Annotated in this window: 24 protein-coding genes and 1 other annotated feature; all 24 genes read left to right on the plus strand. The window is 45.4% G+C overall.

Going from position 1 to position 24,439, the window contains the following annotated elements:
• Positions 1-39 precede the first annotated feature (39 nt).
• Complete coding sequence (gene spoIIGA, locus M3593_RS08280; RefSeq protein ID WP_144474801.1) at positions 40-978, plus strand: sigma-E processing peptidase SpoIIGA; 939 nt, start codon at positions 40-42, stop codon at positions 976-978.
• Positions 979-1,022: 44 nt separating this feature from the next.
• Entirely contained in the window at positions 1,023-1,742 is a 720-nt protein-coding gene (gene sigE / locus M3593_RS08285) for an RNA polymerase sporulation sigma factor SigE (protein ID WP_251542120.1), read from the plus strand.
• 167 nt (positions 1,743-1,909) lie between these two features.
• Positions 1,910-2,689: an RNA polymerase sporulation sigma factor SigG gene (gene sigG, locus M3593_RS08290; protein WP_144474803.1), complete on the plus strand. Its 780-nt coding sequence runs from the start codon at positions 1,910-1,912 to the stop codon at positions 2,687-2,689.
• A 121-nt stretch (positions 2,690-2,810) separates the two neighbouring features.
• Positions 2,811-3,083 (plus strand): YlmC/YmxH family sporulation protein, encoded by a 273-nt coding sequence (locus M3593_RS08295; protein ID WP_144474804.1) that lies wholly within the window; start codon positions 2,811-2,813, stop codon positions 3,081-3,083.
• Positions 3,084-3,151: 68 nt separating this feature from the next.
• Positions 3,152-3,982 carry a peptidoglycan editing factor PgeF gene (gene pgeF, locus M3593_RS08300; protein ID WP_144474805.1) on the plus strand — a complete coding sequence of 277 codons (831 nt, stop codon included), beginning with the start codon at positions 3,152-3,154 and terminating at the stop codon, positions 3,980-3,982.
• Positions 3,982-4,668 (plus strand): YggS family pyridoxal phosphate-dependent enzyme, encoded by a 687-nt coding sequence (locus tag M3593_RS08305; RefSeq protein WP_144474806.1) that lies wholly within the window; start codon positions 3,982-3,984, stop codon positions 4,666-4,668. The genes pgeF and M3593_RS08305 overlap by 1 nt, the downstream gene beginning before the upstream one ends.
• A 1-nt stretch (position 4,669) precedes the next feature.
• Positions 4,670-5,110, plus strand: coding sequence for a cell division protein SepF (locus M3593_RS08310; RefSeq protein WP_144474807.1), 441 nt, complete (start codon positions 4,670-4,672; stop codon positions 5,108-5,110).
• A gap of 5 nt (positions 5,111-5,115) precedes the next feature.
• On the plus strand, positions 5,116-5,376 hold the full coding sequence (locus M3593_RS08315) for a YggT family protein (RefSeq protein WP_144474808.1): 261 nt from the start codon (positions 5,116-5,118) through the stop codon (positions 5,374-5,376).
• A 417-nt stretch (positions 5,377-5,793) separates the two neighbouring features.
• Entirely contained in the window at positions 5,794-6,567 is a 774-nt protein-coding gene (locus tag M3593_RS08320; RefSeq protein WP_251542118.1) for a YlmH family RNA-binding protein, read from the plus strand.
• A 90-nt stretch (positions 6,568-6,657) separates the two neighbouring features.
• Positions 6,658-7,179 (plus strand): DivIVA domain-containing protein, encoded by a 522-nt coding sequence (locus M3593_RS08325; RefSeq protein WP_144474810.1) that lies wholly within the window; start codon positions 6,658-6,660, stop codon positions 7,177-7,179.
• 49 nt (positions 7,180-7,228) lie between these two features.
• Positions 7,229-7,472 (plus strand) — a binding site (T-box leader).
• Between the two features lie 79 nt (positions 7,473-7,551).
• Complete coding sequence (ileS, locus tag M3593_RS08330) at positions 7,552-10,311, plus strand: isoleucine--tRNA ligase (RefSeq protein ID WP_251542116.1); 2,760 nt, start codon at positions 7,552-7,554, stop codon at positions 10,309-10,311.
• Between the two features lie 158 nt (positions 10,312-10,469).
• Positions 10,470-10,757: a TraR/DksA C4-type zinc finger protein gene (locus tag M3593_RS08335; RefSeq protein ID WP_251542108.1), complete on the plus strand. Its 288-nt coding sequence runs from the start codon at positions 10,470-10,472 to the stop codon at positions 10,755-10,757.
• A gap of 384 nt (positions 10,758-11,141) precedes the next feature.
• Complete coding sequence (gene lspA, locus M3593_RS08340) at positions 11,142-11,633, plus strand: signal peptidase II (protein WP_144474813.1); 492 nt, start codon at positions 11,142-11,144, stop codon at positions 11,631-11,633.
• Complete coding sequence (locus M3593_RS08345; RefSeq protein WP_144474814.1) at positions 11,605-12,516, plus strand: RluA family pseudouridine synthase; 912 nt, start codon at positions 11,605-11,607, stop codon at positions 12,514-12,516. The genes lspA and M3593_RS08345 overlap by 29 nt, the downstream gene beginning before the upstream one ends.
• Positions 12,517-12,727: 211 nt before the next feature.
• Positions 12,728-13,270, plus strand: coding sequence for a bifunctional pyr operon transcriptional regulator/uracil phosphoribosyltransferase PyrR (gene pyrR, locus M3593_RS08350; protein ID WP_144474815.1), 543 nt, complete (start codon positions 12,728-12,730; stop codon positions 13,268-13,270).
• Between the two features lie 148 nt (positions 13,271-13,418).
• Entirely contained in the window at positions 13,419-14,741 is a 1,323-nt protein-coding gene (locus M3593_RS08355; protein WP_144474816.1) for a solute carrier family 23 protein, read from the plus strand.
• A gap of 174 nt (positions 14,742-14,915) precedes the next feature.
• Positions 14,916-15,860 carry an aspartate carbamoyltransferase catalytic subunit gene (locus M3593_RS08360; protein WP_251542106.1) on the plus strand — a complete coding sequence of 315 codons (945 nt, stop codon included), beginning with the start codon at positions 14,916-14,918 and terminating at the stop codon, positions 15,858-15,860.
• The gene (locus tag M3593_RS08365) at positions 15,823-17,106 is read left to right on the plus strand and encodes a dihydroorotase (RefSeq protein ID WP_251542104.1); all 1,284 of its coding nucleotides are present in this window, start codon (positions 15,823-15,825) and stop codon (positions 17,104-17,106) included. Before M3593_RS08360 ends, M3593_RS08365 begins: the two co-directional genes overlap by 38 nt.
• Positions 17,103-18,200: a carbamoyl phosphate synthase small subunit gene (locus M3593_RS08370; RefSeq protein WP_251542103.1), complete on the plus strand. Its 1,098-nt coding sequence runs from the start codon at positions 17,103-17,105 to the stop codon at positions 18,198-18,200. The genes M3593_RS08365 and M3593_RS08370 overlap by 4 nt, the downstream gene beginning before the upstream one ends.
• Positions 18,187-21,399 (plus strand): carbamoyl-phosphate synthase large subunit, encoded by a 3,213-nt coding sequence (gene carB, locus M3593_RS08375; RefSeq protein WP_251542101.1) that lies wholly within the window; start codon positions 18,187-18,189, stop codon positions 21,397-21,399. The genes M3593_RS08370 and carB overlap by 14 nt, the downstream gene beginning before the upstream one ends.
• On the plus strand, positions 21,396-22,163 hold the full coding sequence (locus M3593_RS08380) for a dihydroorotate dehydrogenase electron transfer subunit (protein ID WP_251542092.1): 768 nt from the start codon (positions 21,396-21,398) through the stop codon (positions 22,161-22,163). Before carB ends, M3593_RS08380 begins: the two co-directional genes overlap by 4 nt.
• A complete protein-coding gene (locus tag M3593_RS08385) occupies positions 22,160-23,101 on the plus strand; it encodes a dihydroorotate dehydrogenase (protein ID WP_251542091.1) in 942 nt (313 codons plus the stop codon). Before M3593_RS08380 ends, M3593_RS08385 begins: the two co-directional genes overlap by 4 nt.
• Positions 23,073-23,789 (plus strand): orotidine-5'-phosphate decarboxylase, encoded by a 717-nt coding sequence (gene pyrF / locus M3593_RS08390; RefSeq protein ID WP_144474823.1) that lies wholly within the window; start codon positions 23,073-23,075, stop codon positions 23,787-23,789. The genes M3593_RS08385 and pyrF overlap by 29 nt, the downstream gene beginning before the upstream one ends.
• The gene (gene pyrE / locus M3593_RS08395; RefSeq protein WP_251542088.1) at positions 23,786-24,421 is read left to right on the plus strand and encodes an orotate phosphoribosyltransferase; all 636 of its coding nucleotides are present in this window, start codon (positions 23,786-23,788) and stop codon (positions 24,419-24,421) included. The genes pyrF and pyrE overlap by 4 nt, the downstream gene beginning before the upstream one ends.
• The last annotated feature ends 18 nt before the right edge of the window (positions 24,422-24,439 follow it).

Here is a 24,439-nt window from a genome sequence, read left to right on the forward strand (position 1 = left end):
GGCATAAGGCGTCTGCTATTTTGTACAGGAGGATGAGAGGTGAAGGTCTATCTGGATGTGATCTGGGCATTGAATCTGCTATTTGATACGTTTCTTCTATATTTGGCTGCGATTATCCTGAAGAGGCAGGTTAAGCTTTGGCGTTTGGCGGCAGGAGGAGCTATTGGTTCAGTGCTCATTATATTATCGATAACGCCATTTCATGCGGCAGCCGGACATCCGGCTGGGAAATTACTCTTTTCAATTTTGATGGTACTGGCAGCTTTTGGCTATAAAAGAATGCGGTTTTTCTTAAAAGCACTTATGACTTTTTATGTCACGACTTTCCTGCTTGGAGGTACCTTGACAGGTGTCCACTATTTCATCCAATTTGATATGGATTTGGCCTCAGATGTCGCCATGAATCATATAAAAGGGTTCGGCGACCCTGTCAGCTGGCTGTTTGTGTTATTGGGTTTTCCGCTGGCCTGGCATTTTTCCAGAAGGAATATTGAACAATTCGAAATGACGAAGATCCAATATGATTCCCTTGCTGATGTGGAAGTGAAATTCATGGAGATGGATTTTAACATTAGAGGATTGATTGACAGCGGGAACCAGTTATATGATCCCATTTCTAAACAGCCGGTCATGATTTTATCTATCACCCACTGTTTGGATCGTATACCGACAGAAATCAAAAAGATTGCCGAAAATCCTGATTGTGTATTGTCTGGTGACGGACAATTTTCACAGCAGCTTGAAAACAGAATGAGAATTATTCCATGTAAAGTCGTCGGACAAGAGCATCAGTTAATTATTGCCTTTAATCCGGATCAAATCATGATTACTACGGAAGATGGCATATACAGAGCAGAAAAGAGCCTGATTTCTTTCACAGCACAGGAATTATCGGCAGATGGAAGTTTTCAGTGTATCATCCATCCTAAAATGCTTGCAGGGATGGCAAAGTCAGAGCAGACGGTGAAGGTAAGCTAATATTACTATACTCAGAAATACATAATTTAGAAGGAGGACAATCAATGAAAAATTTGCGGCTTCGGTTATCCTATTACTGGTATAAATTATTAATGAAACTAGGCTTGAAAACAGATGAAATATATTATATCGGCGGTAGCGAAGCGTTGCCCCCTCCTTTAACGAAAGAAGAGGAAGAAGTGCTTTTGAACAAACTTCCTAACGGGGATAAAGCTGCGAGGTCGATTCTGATCGAAAGGAACCTTAGGCTGGTCGTTTACATCGCCCGCAAATTCGAAAACACAGGGATCAACATTGAAGACTTGATCAGCATCGGAACAATCGGATTGATCAAGGCGGTCAATACTTTCAACCCGGAGAAAAAAATCAAGCTGGCTACCTATGCATCCAGGTGTATTGAAAATGAAATCCTGATGTATTTGCGGAGGAATAATAAGCTTCGTTCGGAAGTATCATTTGACGAACCGCTGAATATCGATTGGGATGGAAATGAACTTCTTCTATCCGATGTCCTCGGTACGGATGACGATATTATCACGAAGGATCTCGAATCGAATGTGGATAAAAAATTACTGGTAAAAGCGCTGCAGCAGCTTTCTGACCGCGAAAAACAGATCATGGAATTGCGTTTTGGCCTTGGCAGCGGGGAGGAAAAGACGCAAAAGGATGTAGCGGATATGCTGGGGATTTCCCAGTCGTACATTTCCCGCCTGGAAAAGCGAATCATCAAACGTTTAAGAAAAGAATTCAATAAAATGGTATAGCAGAAAAATTTTCACAAATAAATTTTAACCTTAAAATATCAATAACAAGGGGGTTTGGCCGGCTGATTCTTCCAGAAGGCGTTCCAGCCTCCCGGTAATCAGTGCATATTTTTCCTTCCTGCGGAGATACTGAATTTTGACAGCAGCTCCTGTGAGGAGGGAAAAGATTGACACGAAACAAAGTTGAAATTTGCGGTGTTGATACATCAAAGCTTCCCGTTCTGAAAAACGAGGAAATGAGAAAACTATTTAGAGAGATGCAAAGCGGTGACATCACAGCAAGAGAAAAACTGGTGAATGGGAACCTAAGGCTTGTTTTGAGTGTAATCCAGCGTTTTAACAACCGGGGCGAGTTTGTCGACGATCTGTTTCAGGTCGGGTGTATAGGCCTTATGAAGTCCATTGATAATTTTGATCTGGGACAGAATGTTAAATTTTCAACCTATGCCGTCCCGATGATTATCGGTGAAATCAGACGGTATTTAAGAGATAATAATCCAATCAGAGTCTCTCGTTCACTCAGGGATATCGCATACAAAGCATTGCAGGTACGCGAAAAGCTTATGAGTGAGGCTTCAAGGGAGCCGACTGCAGAAGAAATTGCGAAGGTGCTTGAAGTACCGCATGAAGAGATTGTCTTCGCCCTCGATGCCATACAGGATCCAGTATCTTTGTTCGAACCGATTTATAATGACGGCGGAGATCCAATCTATGTGATGGATCAGCTAAGCGATGAACGGAACAAGGATACGAACTGGATTGAGGAAATCGCCCTGAAAGAGGGGATGAGACGCCTGAATGAAAGGGAAAAGCTGATCTTAAGGAAAAGGTTCTTCCAGGGCAAGACTCAAATGGAAGTAGCTGATGAAATCGGCATTTCCCAGGCCCAGGTCTCACGGCTTGAAAAAGCAGCCATCAAACAAATGAATAAAAATATCCAAAGCTAAGCTGCCTTAACGGGCAGCTTTTTCAATTTTTGAATGCTTTTGCGCAATCATACATCTTTTCCTGATTCATATAATGCTATAAGGGGCGGAAAACGCCACAGTGAAATCCGGAGGGATCTGAATGGTAAAGGTTACCGAGTTCCAGGTGAAAGACGTCGTGAATGTGTCGGATGGAAAAAGACTTGGGAGCATTGAGGATTTTGAAATCAATTTAAATACCGGTAAAATCGAGGCTGTCGTCATTGGGAGTTCCGGCAAGGTACTAGGATTCTTCGGGAAGGAAGAAGAGGTCGTCATACCATGGAGGAACATCCTGAAAATAGGTGAAGATGTCATTTTGGTCCGCTATAAGGACAGTGGAGAATATCTGCTGCAGGAGAATCAGGACCAGTAGCATCGTAATACTGTTATATTGCGGGTAGTATGTGATAAACTAGACAAAAACGTGTGAGGTACAAATTTATGGAGCCATTCATCTTAAAAAGCCAGGAATATTTTTCAATAAAAGAGTGGATGGAGCGCTATCCCGGACTTGAGGCTGGGTTCACGACAAAAAATGGCGGAGTGAGCCAGCTGCAGACCTTTTCGGGTTTGAACTTCGGCTTCCATGTCGGAGATGAGCAGTCATCTGTTTGCGAAAATCGTCTTCTTCTGGCTGAAAAGATCGATTTTCCGCTTTCCAGCTGGGTTGGAGCGGAACAGACCCATGACATCCAGATTGCAAAAATCGACAAAGCCCATCATGGAAAAGGCTCAAGTGATTATGAATCTTCTTTTTCGGCAACGGATGGTTTTTTGACTTCAGAGCAGGGCATTTTGCTGACACTTTGCTATGCAGATTGTGTACCGCTGTATTTTATTGAGCCAGAATCCAGGTTGATTGGCGTCGCGCATGCGGGATGGAAAGGCACCGTCCATGGCATTGCAGGCGAAATGGTCAGCAAATTTAGGCAAAATGGGGCGAAAACCGAAAATATTTCTGCCATAATTGGCCCATCAATATGCAAAAAATGTTATATTGTTGATGAGAGAGTCATCAATTTAGTGAAAAATATACTAGATGGTGTCGATATATTACCATATAATCAAGTTAGTGACGGCCAATATTCTCTCGATTTAAAAGAATTGAACCGCCATATTTTGGTGAAGGCCGGAGTGAAAGACGAGAATATAGAAGTAACCGATTATTGCACAAGCTGCCATAGTGAGCACTTTTATTCCCATAGAAGGGATAAGGGGAATGCAGGCCGTATGATGGCATATATCGGCTGGAAGGAGGATAGCCGTCCATAATGAATGTCGCAGAAAATCTGGAGGTTATCCAGAGTCAAATAGCAAATGCCTGCCAAGCTGCGGGCCGGAGTCCGGACGAGGTGAAAATCATCGCCGTGACCAAATATGTTTCCCCCGAAAGGGCACAGCAAGCGATCGATGCTGGTGTGCTCCATCTCGGTGAAAACAGGGATGAGGGTCTGCTCCATAAAATCAGCCATTTGCAGGACAAGCCTGTGTGGCATTTTATTGGTACTTTACAAACAAGAAAGGTCAAAAGTATCATAGACCACGTTACATATATCCATTCACTGGACAGGCTGTCGCTTGCAAAGGAAATTAACAAACGAGCCAGCTCAAAGGTAAAATGCCTGATTCAGGTGAATGCCTCTGGGGAAGAGAGCAAACACGGATTGAATCCTGAAGATGTCACTGGATTTGTTCAAGAATTGAATCAGTACCCCAATATAGAAGTAAGCGGATTGATGACGATGGCTCCATTTACTGAAGATGAACTGGTGATCCGGAGTTGCTTCAGAACACTGAAAAATCTTCAGGCAGAGATCCAACAGCTTAGACTGGAATATGCTCCATGCCATGAATTGTCAATGGGAATGTCAAATGATTTTAAAATAGCGGTTGAAGAGGGTTCCACTATGGTGCGAATCGGTACAGCCCTGGTAGGCAATGAATCGGAGGTGCAATAATATGAGTTTAAAATCAAAAATAAAGACATTTTTTTTCCTGGAAGATGAATATGACTATAATGATGAGGAAATGCTCGAAGAAGAAACTGAACCATACAAGCCGAGCAAACATCCTGTCCAGCAAAAGCAGAATGTGGTAAGCCTTCAAAGCGTGCAAAAAGCATCCAAGGTTATCCTGATGGAACCAAGGATGTATGCCGAAGCGCAGGAAATTGCTGACCACTTGAAAAATCGCCGGGCTGTTGTCGTGAACCTGCAGCGTATTGAACAAGACCAGGCGAGAAGGATTGTGGATTTCTTAAGCGGAACCGTTTATGCCATCAGTGGTGATATCCAGCGGATCGGCATGAATATCTTTTTATGTACCCCGGATAATGTGGAAGTGACAGGGAATATTTCTGAACTGATGCAGGAGCGGGATTACCAAGAGTCGAGGTGGTAGGGTTAATGGATATAGTGATTGGATTAATAGCCCAATTAGTTGGAATTTATCAATGGGCATTGATAATTTATATTTTCATGTCATGGTTTCCTAATGCAAGGGAAACAGCAATCGGACAATTTTTGGCTCGAATTTGCGAGCCGTTTTTGGAGCCGTTCCGCAGGATCGTGCCTTCAATTGGCATGATTGACATTTCGCCAATCGTGGCGTTTCTAGTATTGAAATTCGCGGTATCAGGCTTGTATCAGTTGGCTCATTGGTTTTAAAAATATGACTATTCTTGCAGGGTCTGATTCAGGCCCTGTTTATTTTCTATTATGCTCTGTTTAAGCTGAATTTTGTTTTTAAAAACCTGTTGATTGTAGTGGAAGGCGCGTAGACTCCTCCGAAAATGCTAACGCATTTCCATCGTGCGTGGGCTGATTCGAGGAAGCTATTCAGTGTCCTGCGGGCGCAGCTGGTCAGGTGAGACCTAGGTGAAATGATTCACGTGAGGAATCATTTGCACCCCGCAGGAGCAAAGCGACGAGGAGGCTCAGCGCCAGCCAAGAAGAATTTGGTCTTTGAAAAAGCTGGCACTTGAGCTTTTTAAATTCTTCCCCCGCGGAAAGCGAAGCGCCTGGAACGAAAATCAACAACCTTGTTTAACAGAGCCTTCTATTAAGGTACCAAAGGAGTAAAGTATGAGTATTTACCAGCATTTCCGTCCTGAGGAACGGGAATTTATCGATCAGATGATTAACTGGAAAGAATATGTTGAGCAAAATTATGCTCCAAAGCTGACTGATTTCCTGGACCCGCGGGAGCAGCAAATCTTAGGAACTGTCATCGGAAAGCATTCAGAAGTGAAATGGGAATTGTTTGGTGGGGCTGCAGGTACAGAGAGAAAACGGGCGTTTCTGTTTCCAGAGTATTTGGAAGCAAAACAAGAGGATTTTCAAGTTAAGCTTTTCGGCATTGATTATGCCAGTAAGTTCGTGAACATCGAACATCGACAGGTACTCGGAAGCCTGATGTCACTTGGGCTGAAGCGCGGAAAGTTCGGCGACATCCTTATTGATGGGGATACGGTCCAATTTTTTGCTGCTGCTGAAATCGCCGATTATATCAGATTGCAGCTAGAATCTGTCGGAAGGGCTACAATCAGCCTGGACGAGCTTCCCCTTGAAAATGCTGCAGCAATTGATGATGAATGGAATGAGATGAGTACCACGGTCTCGTCTTTAAGGCTGGATACAGTCATGTCTGCACTGTTCAATCTTTCCAGGCAAAAATCCCAGCTTTTGATCCAGCATGGACATGTGAAAGTCAATTGGACAGCTATCGAAAATACAGCATTTGAATGTGGTGAAGGGGATGTCATCTCTGCCCGCGGATATGGGCGTGCGAAAATCATCACAATTGAAGGAAAAACGAAAAAAGATAAATATCGAGTTATTGCCGGAAGAAAAAAATAATTATATAGTAAAGAAGAAGGATTTTTAGTCTTTTTGTCGAATCATTGCTTTAAGTACATAAAGGATTATAACGAAATGGGAGGTGGCGTAATGCCTTTAACGCCGTTAGATATACACAACAAAGAATTCAATAAGGGATTTCGCGGGTATGATGAAGATGAAGTGAATGAGTTCCTTGATCAAGTCATCAAGGACTACGAACTAATAATCCGTGAAAAAAAAGAAATGGAAGAAAAGCTGAATGAAATGAATTCCAGGCTTGGCCATTTTACAAATATAGAAGAAACCTTGAATAAATCAATCGTTATTGCCCAGGAAGCTGGGGAAGAAGTCCGCCGCAACGCGCAAAAAGAGGCAAAGCTGATCGTTAAGGAAGCGGAAAAGAACGCTGATCGAATCATCAATGAATCCTTGTCCAAAGCACGAAAAATTGCCCTGGAGATTGAAGAATTGAAGAAACAGTCCAAAGTATTCAGGACAAGATTCAAGATGCTGATTGAAGCACAGCTTGATATGCTGAATACCGATGATTGGGATCACCTGCTTGAATATGAGCTTGATTCAACAGAATTAAAGGCGACTGCAAGAGAAGAAGAAGATTCACTGGCTTGACGCAGGCACGCTGTTTCGCATATAATTTCATAACAAAGTGCAATACATGACAGAAACGATGACAGGGACAGTATGGCGTTCCAGTTGCTTGCTTTTTCAGCGAAATGGGGAAGGTGGAAGCCCATTGCAAGCGGATTGCCAGAAGATCACCCGATAGTTCCGAGCTGAACATCCAATCAGGATCAGTAAGCACAGGCGTGACATTCGCGTTAAGAATGCTAAGAGGACAGGATCACGATGATCCTTGTCTATTTAGGGTGGTACCGCGGGAAATAAACCTTCTCGTCCCTTTTCAGGGATGAGGAGGTTTTTTTATTTTTCATGATTGATTTCGAACATGTATGCAACGGTAAAAATAGGAGGATCAATAAAATGGAGTACAAAGACACTTTGCTCATGCCGAAGACTGAGTTTCCAATGCGCGGAAACCTTCCAAACAGGGAACCGGAAATCCAGGCAAAATGGGAAGAAATGAATATCTATGAAAAGGTTCAAAAACACACTGAAGGGCGTCCGCTGTTCATCTTGCATGACGGACCTCCATATGCCAATGGAGACATCCATATGGGCCACGCATTGAATAAAATCCTGAAAGATTTTATCGTCCGTTATAAGTCAATGAGCGGTTTCTGCACACCTTATGTTCCTGGTTGGGACACACATGGCCTGCCGATTGAACAGGCGTTGACGAACAAAGGCGTTAAGCGCAAGGAAATGACAGTCGCTGAGTTCAGAAAGCTTTGTGAAGAATATGCTTACCAGCAGATTGACAACCAGCGTGAACAGTTCAAGCGTCTTGGTGTTCGCGGTGACTGGGAAAATCCTTATATCACATTGAAGCCAGAATATGAGGCACAGCAAATCAAGGTATTTGGTGAAATGGCAAAGAAAGGCTATATCTACAAAGGCAAAAAGCCAGTGTACTGGTCACCATCAAGTGAATCTGCGCTGGCAGAAGCAGAAATCGAATACCAGGATAAGCGTTCAGCTTCCATCTATGTTGGATTCCCGGTAAAAGACGGGAAAGGTGTTCTTGATCAGGATGTGGAAATCGTCATCTGGACAACAACTCCTTGGACAATTCCTGCCAACCTTGGGATTTCTGTTCACCCTGACCTCACTTATGTGGTAGTGGAGGCTGACAATAAGAAATATCTAGTTGCCGAAGCTCTGCTTGAAGCTGTTGCGAAGGAAATCGGCTGGGAAGAGGTTTCTGCTGTCAAGAAAGTTTCTGGTAAAGAGCTTGAAGGTGTTCTTGCAAAACATCCAATCTACGGCCGCGATTCCCTGGTGATGCTTGGAGAGCATGTTACGACTGATGCTGGTACAGGTTGCGTACACACTGCTCCGGGACACGGTGAGGATGACTTCCATGTCGGCCAGAAATACGGTCTGGATGTTTTATGTCCTGTTGATGATAAGGGTGTCATGACTGCTGAGGCAGAAGGATTTGAAGGTTTATTCTATGATCAGGCTAATAAGCCAATCACCGAAAAACTTGAGGAAGTCGGTGCGTTATTGAAGTTAAGCTTCATTACACACTCCTATCCGCATGACTGGAGAACAAAGAAGCCGGTAATCTTCCGCGCTACTGCCCAATGGTTCGCTTCAATCAAAGACTTCCGCAGCGAGTTGCTCAAGGCAGTGGAAGAAACGAAATGGGTTCCGGCATGGGGAGAAACAAGATTGTTCAACATGGTCCGCGACCGCGGTGACTGGTGTATTTCCCGCCAGCGTGCGTGGGGTGTTCCAATCCCAGTATTCTACGCTGAGAACGGGCAAGAAATCATCACAGATGAAACGATTGAACATGTTTCAAACCTGTTCCGCGAGCACGGCTCAAACATCTGGTTCGAAAAAGAAGCGAAGGAATTGTTGCCTCAAGGCTTCAGCCATCCTGGCAGCCCGAACGGCCATTTTACGAAAGAAACTGATATCATGGATGTTTGGTTCGATTCAGGATCCTCTCACCAGGCAGTGCTTGTCGAGCGTGATGAACTGCAGCGTCCAGCAGACCTTTACCTTGAAGGGTCTGACCAGTACCGCGGCTGGTTCAACTCATCTCTATCTACTGGGGTAGCTGTCACAGGTAAGGCACCATACAAAGGTGTACTAAGCCATGGTTTTGCTCTTGATGGCGAAGGCCGCAAGATGAGTAAGTCAATCGGGAACGTTGTCGTTCCTGCCAAGGTCATGAACCAGCTGGGAGCTGATATCCTTCGTCTATGGGTTGCATCCGTTGACTATCAATCAGATGTACGTGTATCTGACGCAATTCTAAAACAGGTTGCCGAGGTATATCGTAAAATCCGTAACACATTCAGGTTCTTGCTTGGAAACCTGTCAGACTTCAATCCTGAGACTGATGCGGTTCCATTCGACCAGCTTCGTGAAGTCGACCAGTTCATGCTTGTGAAGCTCAACAAGTTAATCAAATATGTACGCAATGCCTATGACAACTATGAATTCGCGGGTGTATACCATGCGGTGAATAACTTCTGTACTTTAGATTTGAGTGCTTTCTATCTTGATTTTGCGAAAGATGTTCTTTACATCGAAGCAGCAGATAACGCAGAGCGCCGTGCAATTCAGACAGTATTGCACGAAAGCTTGCTTGCATTGGTTAAGCTTACTGCTCCAATCCTTTCACATACTGCTGATGAGGTTTGGGCTTTCATACCTTCTGCCAAGGAAGATAGTGTCCAGCTTACAGATATGCCTGAAGCCAAAGAAGTCGCAAACGCTGAAGCACTTGAGAAGAAATGGAATGCATTCATGAAGCTTCGTGACGATGTCCTGAAGGCTCTTGAAGAAGCAAGAAATGAGAAAGTGATCGGAAAGTCACTGACTGCCAAGGTATCCTTATATGTCAATGACAGCACGAAAGAACTGCTCGATTCCATCTCTGAAAACTTAAGCCAGCTGTTCATCGTTTCAGGCTTTGAGGTAGCCGGAAGCTACGACCAGGCTCCTGAAAATGCGATCAAACTCGAGAATGCGGCAATCGTCGTCACAAAAGCAGAAGGCGAAACCTGCGAAAGATGCTGGGTTGTCACTCCGGAAGTCGGCAAGGTGGAAGAACATCCAACACTTTGCGAACGCTGTGCAACAGTTGTAAAAGAAAATTACTAATCCGTTATATGAAACTCCGGGTTTTCGAACCCGGAGTTTTTTTATCATGTCAAATATCTTCCTGATCCGGGAATTCCTGCAGTTCATGTTAAAACTTTAACTGAGTCAGCAAATGGCAACGGGAAATAATAGCTGTAAACAGGAACGGGGGCAGATATATGGAAGGTAATCTTGATTACATTTACAACGAGCTCCGCGAAACAAGAATAGAATTGTTAACGTACCTGAACTATAGTCAAAGTGATGTTAGGATTTTACATTATATCAAGGATGAACTTCGCGATATCGAAGCAGCACTGAAAAAAATCGAAAATGGCGAATATGGAATATGTGAAATATCCGGAGAATACCTGCCATATGAGTTTTTGCAGACCATCCCAACAGCCAGGTCTGCAGGAGAATTGGCGCAAATAGAACAATACTGCCGGAAACCGATTTACTCGTGATGGGTTCGTGGCAATCCCTATGAAATTCACGAGTTGAAAGCTGGAAATTGGAAAAAATCAGTGAAAATTTCCAAGTCGCCAATAAAAATCGGTTTTCGCCAATAAACTGTGCATTATCGCCAATAAAATAAATTTTCCGCCAATAAAACATTGAAAATCGCCAATAAAAATATTTTTTCGCCAATAAACAAACCGTAATTTAATTTCTGGGAAAATCGAGATAAAAACCTCCAGTTTCCAACTGAATATTTCAATTTGCATATGTTAAACCAGTGTAGAATGCGAGCAACAATACTAAAACTGATAAAATCTGTAGTTTTGACCGCAGATGTGCTAAAATGCAAAGGTGATATATGAATTGCTTTTGATGTGGAGGGTACCTTTGTGTTTTATTACATAATTGCGCTGTTTGTTATTTTGCTTGATCAGATTACTAAATGGTTAATTGTTAAAAACATGGAGCTTGGAGATAGCATAAAGGTCATTGAGAATTTCTTGTACATCACTTCTCACCGCAACCGTGGGGCTGCATGGGGAATCCTGCAGGGGCAAATGTGGTTCTTTTATGTCATTACCATCGCAGTGGTGATTGGCCTTGTCATTTATATTCAAAAGGCAGCGAAAGGCAAACTGCTGCTGGGAGTTTCGCTTGGTTTCATGCTTGGCGGGGCAATAGGTAATTTTATCGACAGGGTATTCCGGAAAGAAGTAGTTGATTTCGTCAACACATATATTTTTGGTTACGATTTCCCTATTTTCAATATCGCGGATTCTGCTCTTGTCATTGGAGTGGGTCTGTTGATGATTGATATGATCAGGGAAGAGAGAGAGGCGAAAAGGAAAGCTTATGGAGAAAATGGAACACATCATCAGTGAGGAACAGGCTGGTGACAGAATAGATAAAGTCGTTTCCACATTGGATTCTGAATGGTCAAGAAGCCAGGTCCAGCAATGGATCAAGGAAGGCAATGTACTTGTAAATGGAGCTCAGGTAAAAACAAACTATAAATGCAGCCTGGATGACAAACTGGAAATCGTCATTCCTGAACCAGAAATCCTTGACGTCATTCCTGAAGAGATGGATCTTGAAATTTATTATGAGGACCATGATGTCCTTGTAGTAAACAAGCCAAAAGGAATGGTGGTTCATCCTGCACCAGGCCATATGACGGGCACGCTTGTAAATGGTCTGATGGCACATTGCAAAGATTTGTCTGGAATCAATGGTGTATTGCGCCCCGGTATCGTCCACCGGATTGACAAGGATACATCAGGCCTGCTGATGGTCGCTAAAAATGACATGGCACATGAAAGCCTAGTGAACCAGCTTGTTGCCAAATCGGTAACCCGAAAATACAAAGCGCTCGTCCATGGAAATATCCCGCATGACCATGGCACAATCGACGCGCCGCTCGGACGTGATTCAAAAGACCGCCAGAGCATGACAGTTGTCGATAATGGGAAAAATGCTGTCACACACTTTAATGTGCTCGAACGGTTCCAGGACTTCACCTTGGTTGAGTGCCAGCTTGAAACAGGAAGGACTCACCAGATTCGTGTCCACATGAAATACATCGGTTATCCGCTTGCTGGAGATCCGAAATATGGTCCGAAAAAGACGCTAGAGCTTGGCGGACAGGCATTGCATGCCGGCCTCCTTGGGTTTGACCACCCGAGAACAGGCGAATATCTTGAATTTGAAGCGCCGATTCCTGACTATTTCACGGAGCTTTTAAATCAATTAAGAGAAAATCGTTGACAAAGTTCAACAAGTATCTTAAGATGACTATAGTTTAATAAGTCCTTTAAAGACAGTCCCGTGAGGCTGAGAAGGAAACGGATCTGCAACAGGCATTATTCTATGCCTCGATGCAATTTACACTACACGTTTACCCTCTTGCCCGAACTGGCAGGAGGGTTTTTTACTTAAATCCGTTTTCAAACCATAGAAAGAGAAGGAGTGAAAACAAATGTCCGAAAAAGCGGTTGTCCTGGACAACCAGGGAATTCGCCGGGCGTTGACGAGGATCGCCCATGAAATCATTGAAAGAAACAAAGGGATCGAACATTGTGTCCTGGTTGGCATCCGCACGAGAGGAATTTATATAGCCAATCGGCTGGCAGAGAGAATCCGCGAGATTGAAGGGGCGGAAATGCCGGTAGGTGAACTTGATATCACTCTGTACCGCGATGACTTGACCACGAAAACCATTGACATGGAGCCTGAAGTAAAAGGCTCGGATATTCCGGTGGACGTATCAAATAAAAAGGTGATCCTAGTTGACGATGTACTCTATACAGGCAGGACAGTCCGTGCCGCAATGGATGCGCTGATTGACATCGGTCGTCCGGCGACCATCCAGCTTGCAGTCCTGGTTGACAGAGGTCACAGGGAGCTGCCGATCAGGGCAGACTTTGTAGGAAAAAACATCCCGACCTCAAGTTCGGAAAAAATTGTGGTTGAACTGCAGGAAGTGGATGAAGAAGACCGCGTAAGCATTTTTGAAAAATAAATAGTGCCCTTTTAATAACAGTCCAGAGAGGCTGGAAAGGGGGAGCGCAACGCCGATGGCTTTGTGCGGGCTTTTTTACCCACCCTCTTTGCATCCACTCACTGGCAAAGAGGGTTTTTCTTTTTATAAAAGAAAGGGGATATTACAGATGAATACAAAACCAATCCTGGATATAAAAGACGTACCATCACCTTTTCAATGGGTGACACTAAGCCTTCAGCACTTATTCGCCATGTTTGGCGCTACAATCCTTGTACCTTATCTTGTGGGCTTAAGCCCGGCAATCGCCTTGATCTCAAGCGGACTTGGGACGATCGCCTTCCTGATCATCACAAAATTCCAGGTTCCAGCTTACCTGGGGTCCTCCTTCGCTTTTATCGCACCCGTCATCGCAGCCAAAGCAGGCGGCGGACCGGGAGCAGCCATGGTCGGGACCTTCCTTGCCGGCCTTGTATATGGAATCGTCGCTTTAATCATCAAGAAAGCAGGCTATCGCTGGATCATGAAGTTGTTGCCGCCTGTAGTTGTAGGCCCGGTTATCATCGTAATTGGACTTTCATTAGCTGGTACTGCAGTTAGCATGGCAATGAATAACCCTGGAACGAATGAGTACAGCTTGATCCACTTCTCTGCTGCACTTGTGACGCTTGCCGCAACAATCGTCTTCTCGATTTATGGAAAAGGAATGCTGAGCATGGTTCCGATCTTAGGGGGAATCGTAGTCGGATATCTATATTCCCTCTCGATTGGGATTGTAGACTTCAGCGGTGTAAAAGCAGCAAAAGTATTTGAAATGCCAGATTTCATCTTCCCGTTTGTAGATTATGATATAAGCATCAGCTTGAAACTTGTCCTTCTGATGGTACCGGTCGCAATCGTAACTCTATCTGAACACATTGGCCATCAGCTTGTGTTAAGCAAGGTTGTCGGCAAAGACTATATAAAAGAACCAGGCCTTCACCGTTCGATCATGGGTGATGGTATGGCAACGATGATTTCCGGCTTGATCGGCGGCCCACCAAAAACGACTTACGGCGAAAACATCGGTGTGCTGGCAATCACAAGAGTATATAGTGTCTATGTCCTGCTTGGAGCGGCAATCATTGCGACAGTATTCGGCTTTATCGGTAAAATCACTGCGCTGATTAGCTCGATTCCAACACCAGTTATGGGCGGAGTATCCATCCTGTTGTTCGGGATCATTGCATCATCAGGTTTAAGAATGCTGGTTGATAGCAAAATCGATTTTGGCAACACACGTAACCTTGTCGTCTCATCAGTCATCCTTGTAATCGGGATTGGCGGAGCATTCATCAAGGTAAATGAAAACTTCGAAATTCATGGCATGGCTTTAGCGGCTTTGGTCGGTGTCATCCTGAACCTTGTCCTGCCTGGACGTCCGGAGATCCAGGAAGATATGTTCGAACTTGAATCTGAAAAAAAAACTGAGTTAAAGAACGATGTAGCATAGTTCCACCTTTTAAAAAGGTCCAGAGAGGCTTAAAAGGGTGTTATGAGCGAACCGGCTTATTTCAGCGTATACTTAAACACGCATTCATGCGGATTTATGCCGGAAAGTTCATGTAAAAGCACCCTGTTGAATTCAACAGGGTGCTTTTTTTGCAAATAGAGAGGAGGATCAAGCATGAAATGGGATCTGTTGACAACATCAAAACTGAGAATAGATGAAATAGAGGGAATTCTAAAGAGCGCAACGGGCTTTGCCAGAGGGGAAATCTGGCAGCCAAAAGGAAGGGTTTTTATCAGTAATTTGTTTTTTGAACCGAGCACCAGGACAAAATCAAGTTTTGAAATGGCCGAACGCAAATTGGGTCTCGAGGTTATTCCATTTGAGGTGCAAACATCCAGCGTTTTAAAAGGCGAGACATTGTATGACACAGTCAGGACACTCGAGGCGATCGGAACGGATGCCGTCGTGATCAGGCATAGTGCTGATAATTATTTTGCAGAGCTGGAAAAGGGCATATCCATCCCGGTCATTAATGCCGGCGATGGCAAAGGTCATCATCCAACACAATCATTGCTTGACCTGATGACCATTCAGCAGGAATACGGAAGCTTCTCAGGGTTGAAAGTAGCAATCATCGGGGATATCCTTCACAGCCGGGTGGCACGGTCCAATGCTGATGCGCTTGTGAGGCTCGGAGCCAGGATTATTTTTTCAGGGCCTGAAAGCTGGGTGGACATACATGAACTTCCGCAAGGCTGCGAGTATATGGAAGTGGATGATGCAGTACGTGTGGCTGATGTTGTGATGCTGCTCCGCGTCCAGCATGAACGCCATGACGGAAAACTCCTTTTTGGGAAAAATGACTACCATAATCGCTTCGGCTTAACGCTGGAACGAGAAAAGCAGATGAAAAAGGAGAGTATCATTCTCCATCCAGCACCGGTCAATCGCGGTGTAGAAATTGCAGACGGATTAGTGGAGTGTTCTAAATCGAGGATCTTCAAGCAGATGGAAAATGGTGTCTACATAAGAATGGCAGTGTTGAAGATGGCACTTGAAAAAAGAAATGGGGGATTGGAAGATGTCAATGCTAATCAAAAATGGCAAACTGCTTACTGAAAACGGGTTTGAAAAAGTTGAGATTCTAATAGAAAACGGAAAAATCTTAAAGGTTGAACCTCAAATCGCAATAGAAGCAGAAGAAATCATTGATGCAGGCGGAAAGCTGGTGGCACCAGGGCTGGTGGACCTCCATATACACCTTCGCGAGCCAGGCGGTGAAAAGAAAGAAACGATCTCAACCGGGACACTTGCAGCAGCGAAAGGCGGATTTACCACCGTTGCCGCCATGCCGAACACAAGACCCGTACCGGATAGTAAAGCCCAGATGGAATGGCTGCAGGAAAGGATACAGGAAACTGCTTCAGTTAGGGTGTTGCCGTATGCTTCGATCACTGTCCGAGAATTGGGCCAGGAGCTGACCAATTTCGCTGAACTGAAAGAAGCAGGTGCCTTCGCACTGACTGATGACGGAGTAGGAGTCCAATCAGCAGGAATGATGCTGGAAGCGATGAAAAGGGCTGCAAAGCTTGATATGGCTGTCGTCGCTCATTGTGAGGACAATACACTGATCAACAAAGGCTCGCTTCATGAGGGGAAAAAAGCTGCAGAGCTTGGCATCAACGGAATCCCATCAGTATGCGAGTCGGTTCATATCGCCAGGGATATCCTTCTTGCTGAAGAAGCCGGATGCCATTACCATGTCTGCCATATAAGCACGAAGGAATCTGTCAGGGCAGTGCGCGATGCAAAACGGTATGGCATCAAGGTTACTGCAGAAGTAACTCCACACCATTTGATTTTGAGTGAAGAGGATATACCCGGGAATGATGCTAATTTTAAAATGAACCCTCCGCTAAGGAGCAAAGCCGACCAGGAAGCACTGATTGAAGGATTGCTCGATGGCACGATCGATTTTATCGCTACAGACCATGCGCCGCATACCAGCGGGGAAAAAGCAGAAGGAATTGAACTTGCGCCATTCGGGATTGTCGGCCTGGAGACAGCATTCCCGCTCTTATACACACATCTTGTTGAAAAAAAGGTCCTTACACTAAAGGAACTGATTGACTTTTTGACCATCAAGCCTGCAAAAGCATTCGGGCTGCCATATGGGGAGTTGAAGCCTGGTGCACCTGCAGATATCGTTCTGATTGATCTCGATCAGGAAAAAGAGATCAATCCAGATGAATTTTTATCAAAAGGAAAGAACACACCATTCGGCGGCTGGAACTGCAAAGGCTGGCCAGTACTGACAATTGCTGATGGAAAAATAGTCTGGGAAAAGGGAGTTGTTAAGGCATGAAGAAGCAGCTGATATTGGAAGATGGAACGGTTTTTGTGGGAGAAGGCTTTGGAAGTGAAACTCAGACGGCAGGAGAGGTTGTTTTCAATACTGGTATGACCGGCTATCAGGAAATCCTGTCTGACCCATCCTACTGCGGCCAAATCGTGACATTGACCTATCCCTTGATTGGAAATTACGGAATCAACAGGGATGATTTTGAGTCGATCAATCCTGCAGTCCAGGGATTAATCGTTAAAGAGAATGCCGAATTCCCTTCTAACTGGCGTGCTGAACTTTCATTGCACGATTACCTTAAAATGAAAAACATTCCGGGAATTGCCGGGATCGATACAAGGAAACTGACAAAAATCATTCGCCAGCACGGAACGTTGAAAGGCATGATTTGCGGTATTGAAGAGAATGCCGAAGAGGTCGTTGCAAAATTGAAAATGAAAAACCTGCCAAATGACCAGGTGAAGCAGGTATCAACAAAAACACCTTATCCAAGCCCAGGCCGCGGACATAGAGTTGTACTGGTTGATTTCGGGCTGAAGCACGGGATTCTGAGAGAATTGAATAAAAGGAACTGTGATGTGATTGTCGTTCCATACAATACGACTGCCGAAGAAATTCTCAGCCTTAGTCCTGATGGCATCATGCTTTCAAACGGACCTGGGGACCCAAAGGACGTCCCGGAAGCAATCGAAATGATCCAGGGTTTGCTCGGCAAGGTGCCGCTGTTTGGAATCTGCCTTGGCCATCAGCTGTTCGCACTTGCTTGCGGAGCCAATACCGAGAAAATGAAATTCGGCCATCGAGGTTCTAACCATCCGGTGAAAGATTTACGGACAGGGAGGGTCGCGCTGACATCCCAAAACCATGGATATACGGTAAAAGAAGATTCAGTAACAGGAACAGAACTGGAGATCACCCATATTGCCCTTAATGATGGCACAATCGAAGGGCTTTCCCACAAAAATGTGGCGGCATTCACTGTACAATATCATCCGGAGGCATCACCAGGACCGGAAGATGCAAACGGATTGTTCAATCAATTCATGGAGTTAGTTGAAGCAGAAAAAAAGGAGGTTGTCGCACATGCCAAAGCGTAAAGATGTAAACACAATTTTAGTTATAGGTTCAGGGCCGATCATCATCGGCCAGGCTGCGGAATTCGATTATGCAGGCACACAGGCATGCATCGCATTGAGGGAGGAGGGCTACAAAGTCATCCTTGTCAACTCCAATCCGGCGACAATCATGACGGATACGGAAATCGCCGATGTTGTATACATAGAACCCCTTACAGTTGAATTTGTATCAAGGATCATTCGCAAGGAGCGCCCGGATGCGATCCTTCCGACCCTTGGCGGCCAGACTGGTTTGAACCTGGCTGTCGAACTGGCCAATGCAGGCGTCCTGGAAGAATGCGGTGTACAAATCCTAGGAACTAAACTTGAAGCAATCAACCAGGCTGAGGACAGGGAGCTGTTCAGGAATCTGATGAACGAGCTTGGGCAGCCGGTTCCGGACAGCGAAATCATCCATAGCCTTGAAGAGGCATATGCATTCGTAGAAAGTATCGGCTACCCCGTGATCGTCCGTCCCGCTTTCACAATGGGAGGTACTGGCGGCGGAATCTGCAGCAATGAAAAAGAATTGATTGAAATCGTGACAAGCGGAATTAAAAACAGCCCGGTAGGACAATGCCTGCTGGAGAAAAGCATAGCCGGGTTCAAGGAAATTGAGTATGAAGTGATGCGTGACAGCAATGATAATGCCATTGTTGTGTGCAACATGGAAAACTTCGATCCGGTGGGCGTCCACACTGGCGATTCCATCGTTGTTGCGCCAAGCCAGACATTGAGTGATCGGGAATACCAGCTGCTCAGGAACGCAAGCCTGAAAATCATCAGGGCTCTTAAAATAGAGGGCGGCTGCAATGTTCAGCTTGCGCTTGACCCAGACAGTTTTAATTACTATGTAATCGAAGTGAATCCGCGTGTCAGCCGTTCTTCGGCACTAGCTTCGAAGGCGACGGGATATCCAATTGCGAAGCTTGCTGCAAAGATTGCAGTAGGATTGACGCTTGATGAAATGCTGAATCCGGTCACAGGCAAAACATATGCCTGCTTCGAACCGGCACTGGATTATGTCGTAACAAAAATTCCGCGCTGGCCATTCGATAAGTTCGAATCCGCCAACCGAACACTGGGTACGCAAATGAAAGCCACCGGCGAAGTCATGGCAATCGGCAGAAACTTTGAGGAGTCTTTGCTAAAAGCAATCCGTTCACTTGAGGCGGACGTCACCCATCTTTCACTGAATAATAAAGATGAAATCGATGATGAACTGCTCGAAAAAAGGATCCGCAAAGCAGGGGATGAGCGACTGTTTTATCTTGCGGAAGCGATCAGAAGAGGTATCACCATCGAAACGCTGCACAGCTGGAGCAAAATTGATTTATTCTTCCTTTATAAATTAGAGAGATTGATAGCTTTTGAGCAGGAAGTGGCAGCAAAGCCATTCGAGCTTGAAACAGTCAGGACTGCGAAACAAAAAGGCTTTGCTGATAAGGTCATCGCCGAACTGTGGAATGTGACAGAAAAAGAAGTATACCAATGGCGCATAGATAATGGGCTGACTCCTGTCTTTAAAATGGTCGACACTTGTGCGGCTGAATTCGAATCTGGAACTCCATACTTCTATGGTACCTACGAAGAAGAGAATGAGTCGATCGTGACGGAAAAGCCAAGCGTCATCGTACTGGGTTCCGGTCCAATCAGGATCGGTCAGGGAATCGAATTCGACTATGCTACCGTCCACTCTGTCAAAGCCATAAAAGAGGCAGGCTATGAAGCAATCATCGTCAATAATAACCCGGAAACGGTATCTACCGATTTCAGCATCTCTGATAAATTGTACTTCGAACCACTTACAATTGAAGACGTCATGAACATCGTGAACCTGGAGAAACCGATTGGCGCTGTTGTCCAATTCGGGGGCCAGACAGCTATCAATCTAGCTTCGAAGCTGGTGGACAGAGGGGTTAAAATACTTGGCACAAGCCTTGAGGACCTCGACCGTGCAGAGGACAGAGACAAGTTTGAATATGCTCTTTCAGACCTGAACATTCCGCTGCCAAAAGGAAGCACGGCTAAATCAGTGGAAGAGGCAGCCGCAATCGCAGCGGAAATTGGTTACCCAGTCCTCGTCCGCCCATCCTATGTACTTGGCGGCAGAGCAATGGAAATCGTCTACAAAGAAGAAGAGCTGCTTTACTATATGAAAAATGCAGTAAAAGTAAATCCAGATTATCCGGTACTGATTGACCGTTACCTGACTGGAAAAGAAGTTGAAGTGGACGCGATTTCCGATGGCAAAAATGTATTGATTCCCGGGATCATGGAGCACATCGAAAGAGCCGGCGTCCACTCAGGTGATTCAATCGGAGTCTATCCGCCGCAAAGCCTGAGTGAAGAAGTAAAACAAAAGCTAGTATCCTATACAATCGACCTTGCAAGAGGACTAAACATCGTAGGCTTGCTGAATATCCAGTATGTAATCGCGAAAGAAGAGGTTTTTGTTCTGGAAGTCAATCCGCGTTCAAGCAGGACGGTTCCATTCCTGAGCAAAATCACGAATGTGCCGATGGCCAAAATCGCCACAAAAGTAATCCTGGGACAAAGCATTGAAGACCAGGGCTACCAGACAGGACTTGTACCAGAACAAGGGGGAGTGTTTGTCAAAGTACCGGTGTTCTCCTTTGAAAAACTGCGCCGTGTGGACATTACGTTAGGGCCTGAAATGAAATCGACAGGTGAAGTAATGGGCAAGGATACAACGCTTGAAAAAGCTCTGTATAAAGGCATGATCGCTGCCGGAATGAAATTCAAGGAATTCGGGACTGTGCTGCTGACAGTGGCGGATAAAGATAAAGAGGAAGCACTGGCGTTAGCCAAAAGGTTCTCGAGTATCGGCTATCAGCTGATGGCTACCGAGGGGACGGCAAAATACCTGCAAAATAACGGAATCAAAGTCAAAACTGTCGGCAAGATTGGCTCTCCTGGCCAGAACCTGATTGATGTCATCCGTAAAGGGGAAGCGCAGATGGTCATCAATACGCTTACAAAAGGAAAACAGCCTGAACGCGACGGCTTCAGGATTCGCCGTGAATCAGTTGAAAATGGCGTGCCTTGCCTGACTTCATTGGATACAGCAAAAGCAATTTTAAGAGTCATTGAATCTATGACATTCTCAGCGGATGCCTTAAAGCCAATGGAGCAAGCCAAAGAAGGTGTCCTTTCATGATCAGGCAGGAAATCTGCAAAGTTGTCAGCAACAGGCAGATTGCCGACAATATCTTTGAACTTGTACTAAGCGGTGACCTTTCTGCCGAAATGGACCAGCCTGGACAGTTTGTTCATGTAAAAACTGGTGAAGGATTCGATCCGCTCTTGCGCCGCCCGATCAGCATTGCTTCAATCAATGATGGAACCTTCACAATCATATACAGGAGGCAGGGAAGAGGCACTTCCCTGCTTGCCGAAAGAACACCCGGGATGTCAGTCGATGTCCTCGGCCCGCTGGGAAATGGATTCCCGGTAACGGAGGCAAAGCCTGGGCAAACCGCAATCCTGGTTGGGGGCGGAGTGGGGGTCCCGCCGATGTACGAGTTGGCCAAACAGCTAGCCCAAAAAGGGGTAACAGTGATCAGCATTATCGGATTCCAATCAGCACATGCTGTTTTTTATGAAAAAGAACTGGGCGAATTTGGTGAAGTTTATGTCGCGACGGTTGATGGATCTCACGGCCGAGAAGGGTTTGTAACAGATATTCTTCAGGGCCAGGAAGCGGATATCATTTACGCTTGCGGTCCGACACCTATGCTAAGAGCCATCGAGAATGGAAACTATGCGGCGAAAACCTACCTGTCGCTCGAGGAACGGATGGGCTGCGGCATCGGCGCGTGCTTTGCCTGTGTTTGCCATACGAAGGACGATCCCAAAGGATTCTCATACAAAAAGGTTTGCAGCGACGGACCAGTATTTAAAGCAGGGGAGGTTGTCATATGAGTTCACTATCAATCGAGCTGCCTGGGCTTCTTCTGAAAAATCCAGTCATGCCTGCATCCGGCTGCTTCGGATTTGGCAGGGAGTTCAGCCAATTGTACGACCTGAGTCTGCTCGGGGCAATAATGATCAAAGCAACGACTCCCGAACCGCGCTTCGGAAATCCTACACCAAGGGTCGCGGAAACACCAGGCGGGATGCTGAATGCCATCGGCTTGCAAAACCCCGGCTTGGAAAAGGTGTTCAATGAGGAACTGCCCTGGCTCAGTGAATTCGATGTACCAATTATTGCAAACATAGCTGGTTCTACGGAGGATGATTACGTCGCTGTCGCTGAACAGCTGTCAAAGGCACCAAATGTTAAAGCGCTTGAATTGAATATCTCATGTCCGAATGTCAAAACTGGCGGAATCGCTTTTGGTACGGATCCTGAAATGGCAAAGGCACTGACAAAAAAGGTAAAAGAAGTGTCAGAAGTGCCTGTATATGTGAAGCTCTCCCCTAATGTTACTGACATCGTCAGTATCGCGAAGGCGGTTGAGAATGGCGGCGCTGACGGGATTACGATGATCAATACATTGCTTGGAATGAGAATTGACCTTTCAACTGGTCAGCCAATACTTGCGAATAAAACGGGCGGGTTATCCGGTCCTTCTGTAAAACCAGTAGCCATCAGGATGATCTATGAGGTCAGCCAGCGCGTTTCGATCCCGATCATCGGCATGGGAGGCATCCAATCAGCAGAGGATGTGGTCGAATTTTTCCTTGCCGGAGCAAGCGCAGCGGCGGTTGGAACCCAGAATTTCGTTGATCCGTTTGTATGCCCGAAAATCATAGAAGAATTGCCCGAAATCCTGGAAAATCTAGGGGCAGAGCATATCTCAGAATTAACCGGAAGGAGCTGGAAGAAGAATGAAAGACTCGCTTATTATCGCCCTTGATTTCCCAAACAAGGGGCAGGTGCTGGATTTCCTTGAACCATTCAGAAATGAGCAGCTTTTTGTCAAGGTTGGAATGGAGCTCTTTTATTCTGAAGGACCGTCCATCATTGAGGAGTTAAAAAAGCAGAATCACAAAATTTTCCTCGATTTAAAGCTTCATGACATCCCGAATACAATAAAAAGTGCAATGAAGGTTCTTGCGGGTTTAGGCTGTGACCTTGTCAATGTCCACGCTGCTGGGGGTTCGGAAATGATGACAGCGGCGCTCGAAGGTCTGGATGCAGGCACACCATCAGGTCTAAAGCGTCCTGATTGCATTGCGGTTACACAGCTGACCAGCACATCTGAAGACCAGGTCAAGACAGAACAGCAAATCGGTGTTTCCTTACAGGAATCCGTGTTGAATTACGCAGAATTAGCCAAAAAATCAGGTTTGGATGGTGTTGTCTGTTCACCTCATGAAGCCGGCATGATTCATCACCGATTGGGATGGGAATTTCATACCGTGACACCGGGAATCCGTCCAGTGGAAAGCGGGAAGCAGGACCAGAAACGGACAGCCACCCCGGAGTTCGCCAGAGAACAAGGAATCTCGGCAATCGTTGTCGGCAGGCCGATCACCCGTGCTGCCAATCCGCTTGAGAGCTACCTTAAAATTAAAAGTGACTGGAAGGGTGTTAGAATATGAGAAAAGAAATTGCAGAATCCTTGCTTGAAATCGAAGCGGTAAGCTTACAGCCAGACAATCCATTCACATGGTCGTCAGGACTGAAATCCCCCATATACTGTGACAACAGATTAACACTCTCTTATCCTGCTGTCCGCAGAAAAGTGGCTAAAGGATTAAAGGATCTCATCGAGCAGCATTTCCCAGAGACTGAGATGGTTGCTGGAACAGCTACTGCCGGAATCCCTCACGCCGCCTGGGTAAGTGAACTGCTGGATCTTCCTATGTGTTATGTACGTTCTAAAGCAAAGGGACATGGAAAAGGCAATCAGATTGAAGGCAAGGTGACGGAAGGACAGAAAGTAGTGGTTGTAGAGGATCTGATCTCAACTGGCGGCAGTGTAATCGAAGCCGTCCAGGCTTTGCGGAACGCAGGCTGTCAGGTGCTTGGAGTGGTCTCTATTTTTACATACGAACTGGCAAAAGGAGAACAGCAGCTGAAATCGTCTAATATCGAAGCATACTCATTGACAGATTTCAGTACACTGGCAAAAATCGCAGAAGAAAAGGGATTGATAACGAAGGAGAACCTTAGCAGCCTGGAAGAATGGAAACAGGATCCGGCTGAATGGGGAACAGCTAAAAACTCTTGACCCTCGCTAAAAAAAGAA

It is taken from the genome of Mesobacillus sp. MER 48, from assembly GCF_023714225.1.
GTDB lineage: Bacteria > Bacillota > Bacilli > Bacillales > Cytobacillaceae > Mesobacillus > Mesobacillus oceanisediminis_A.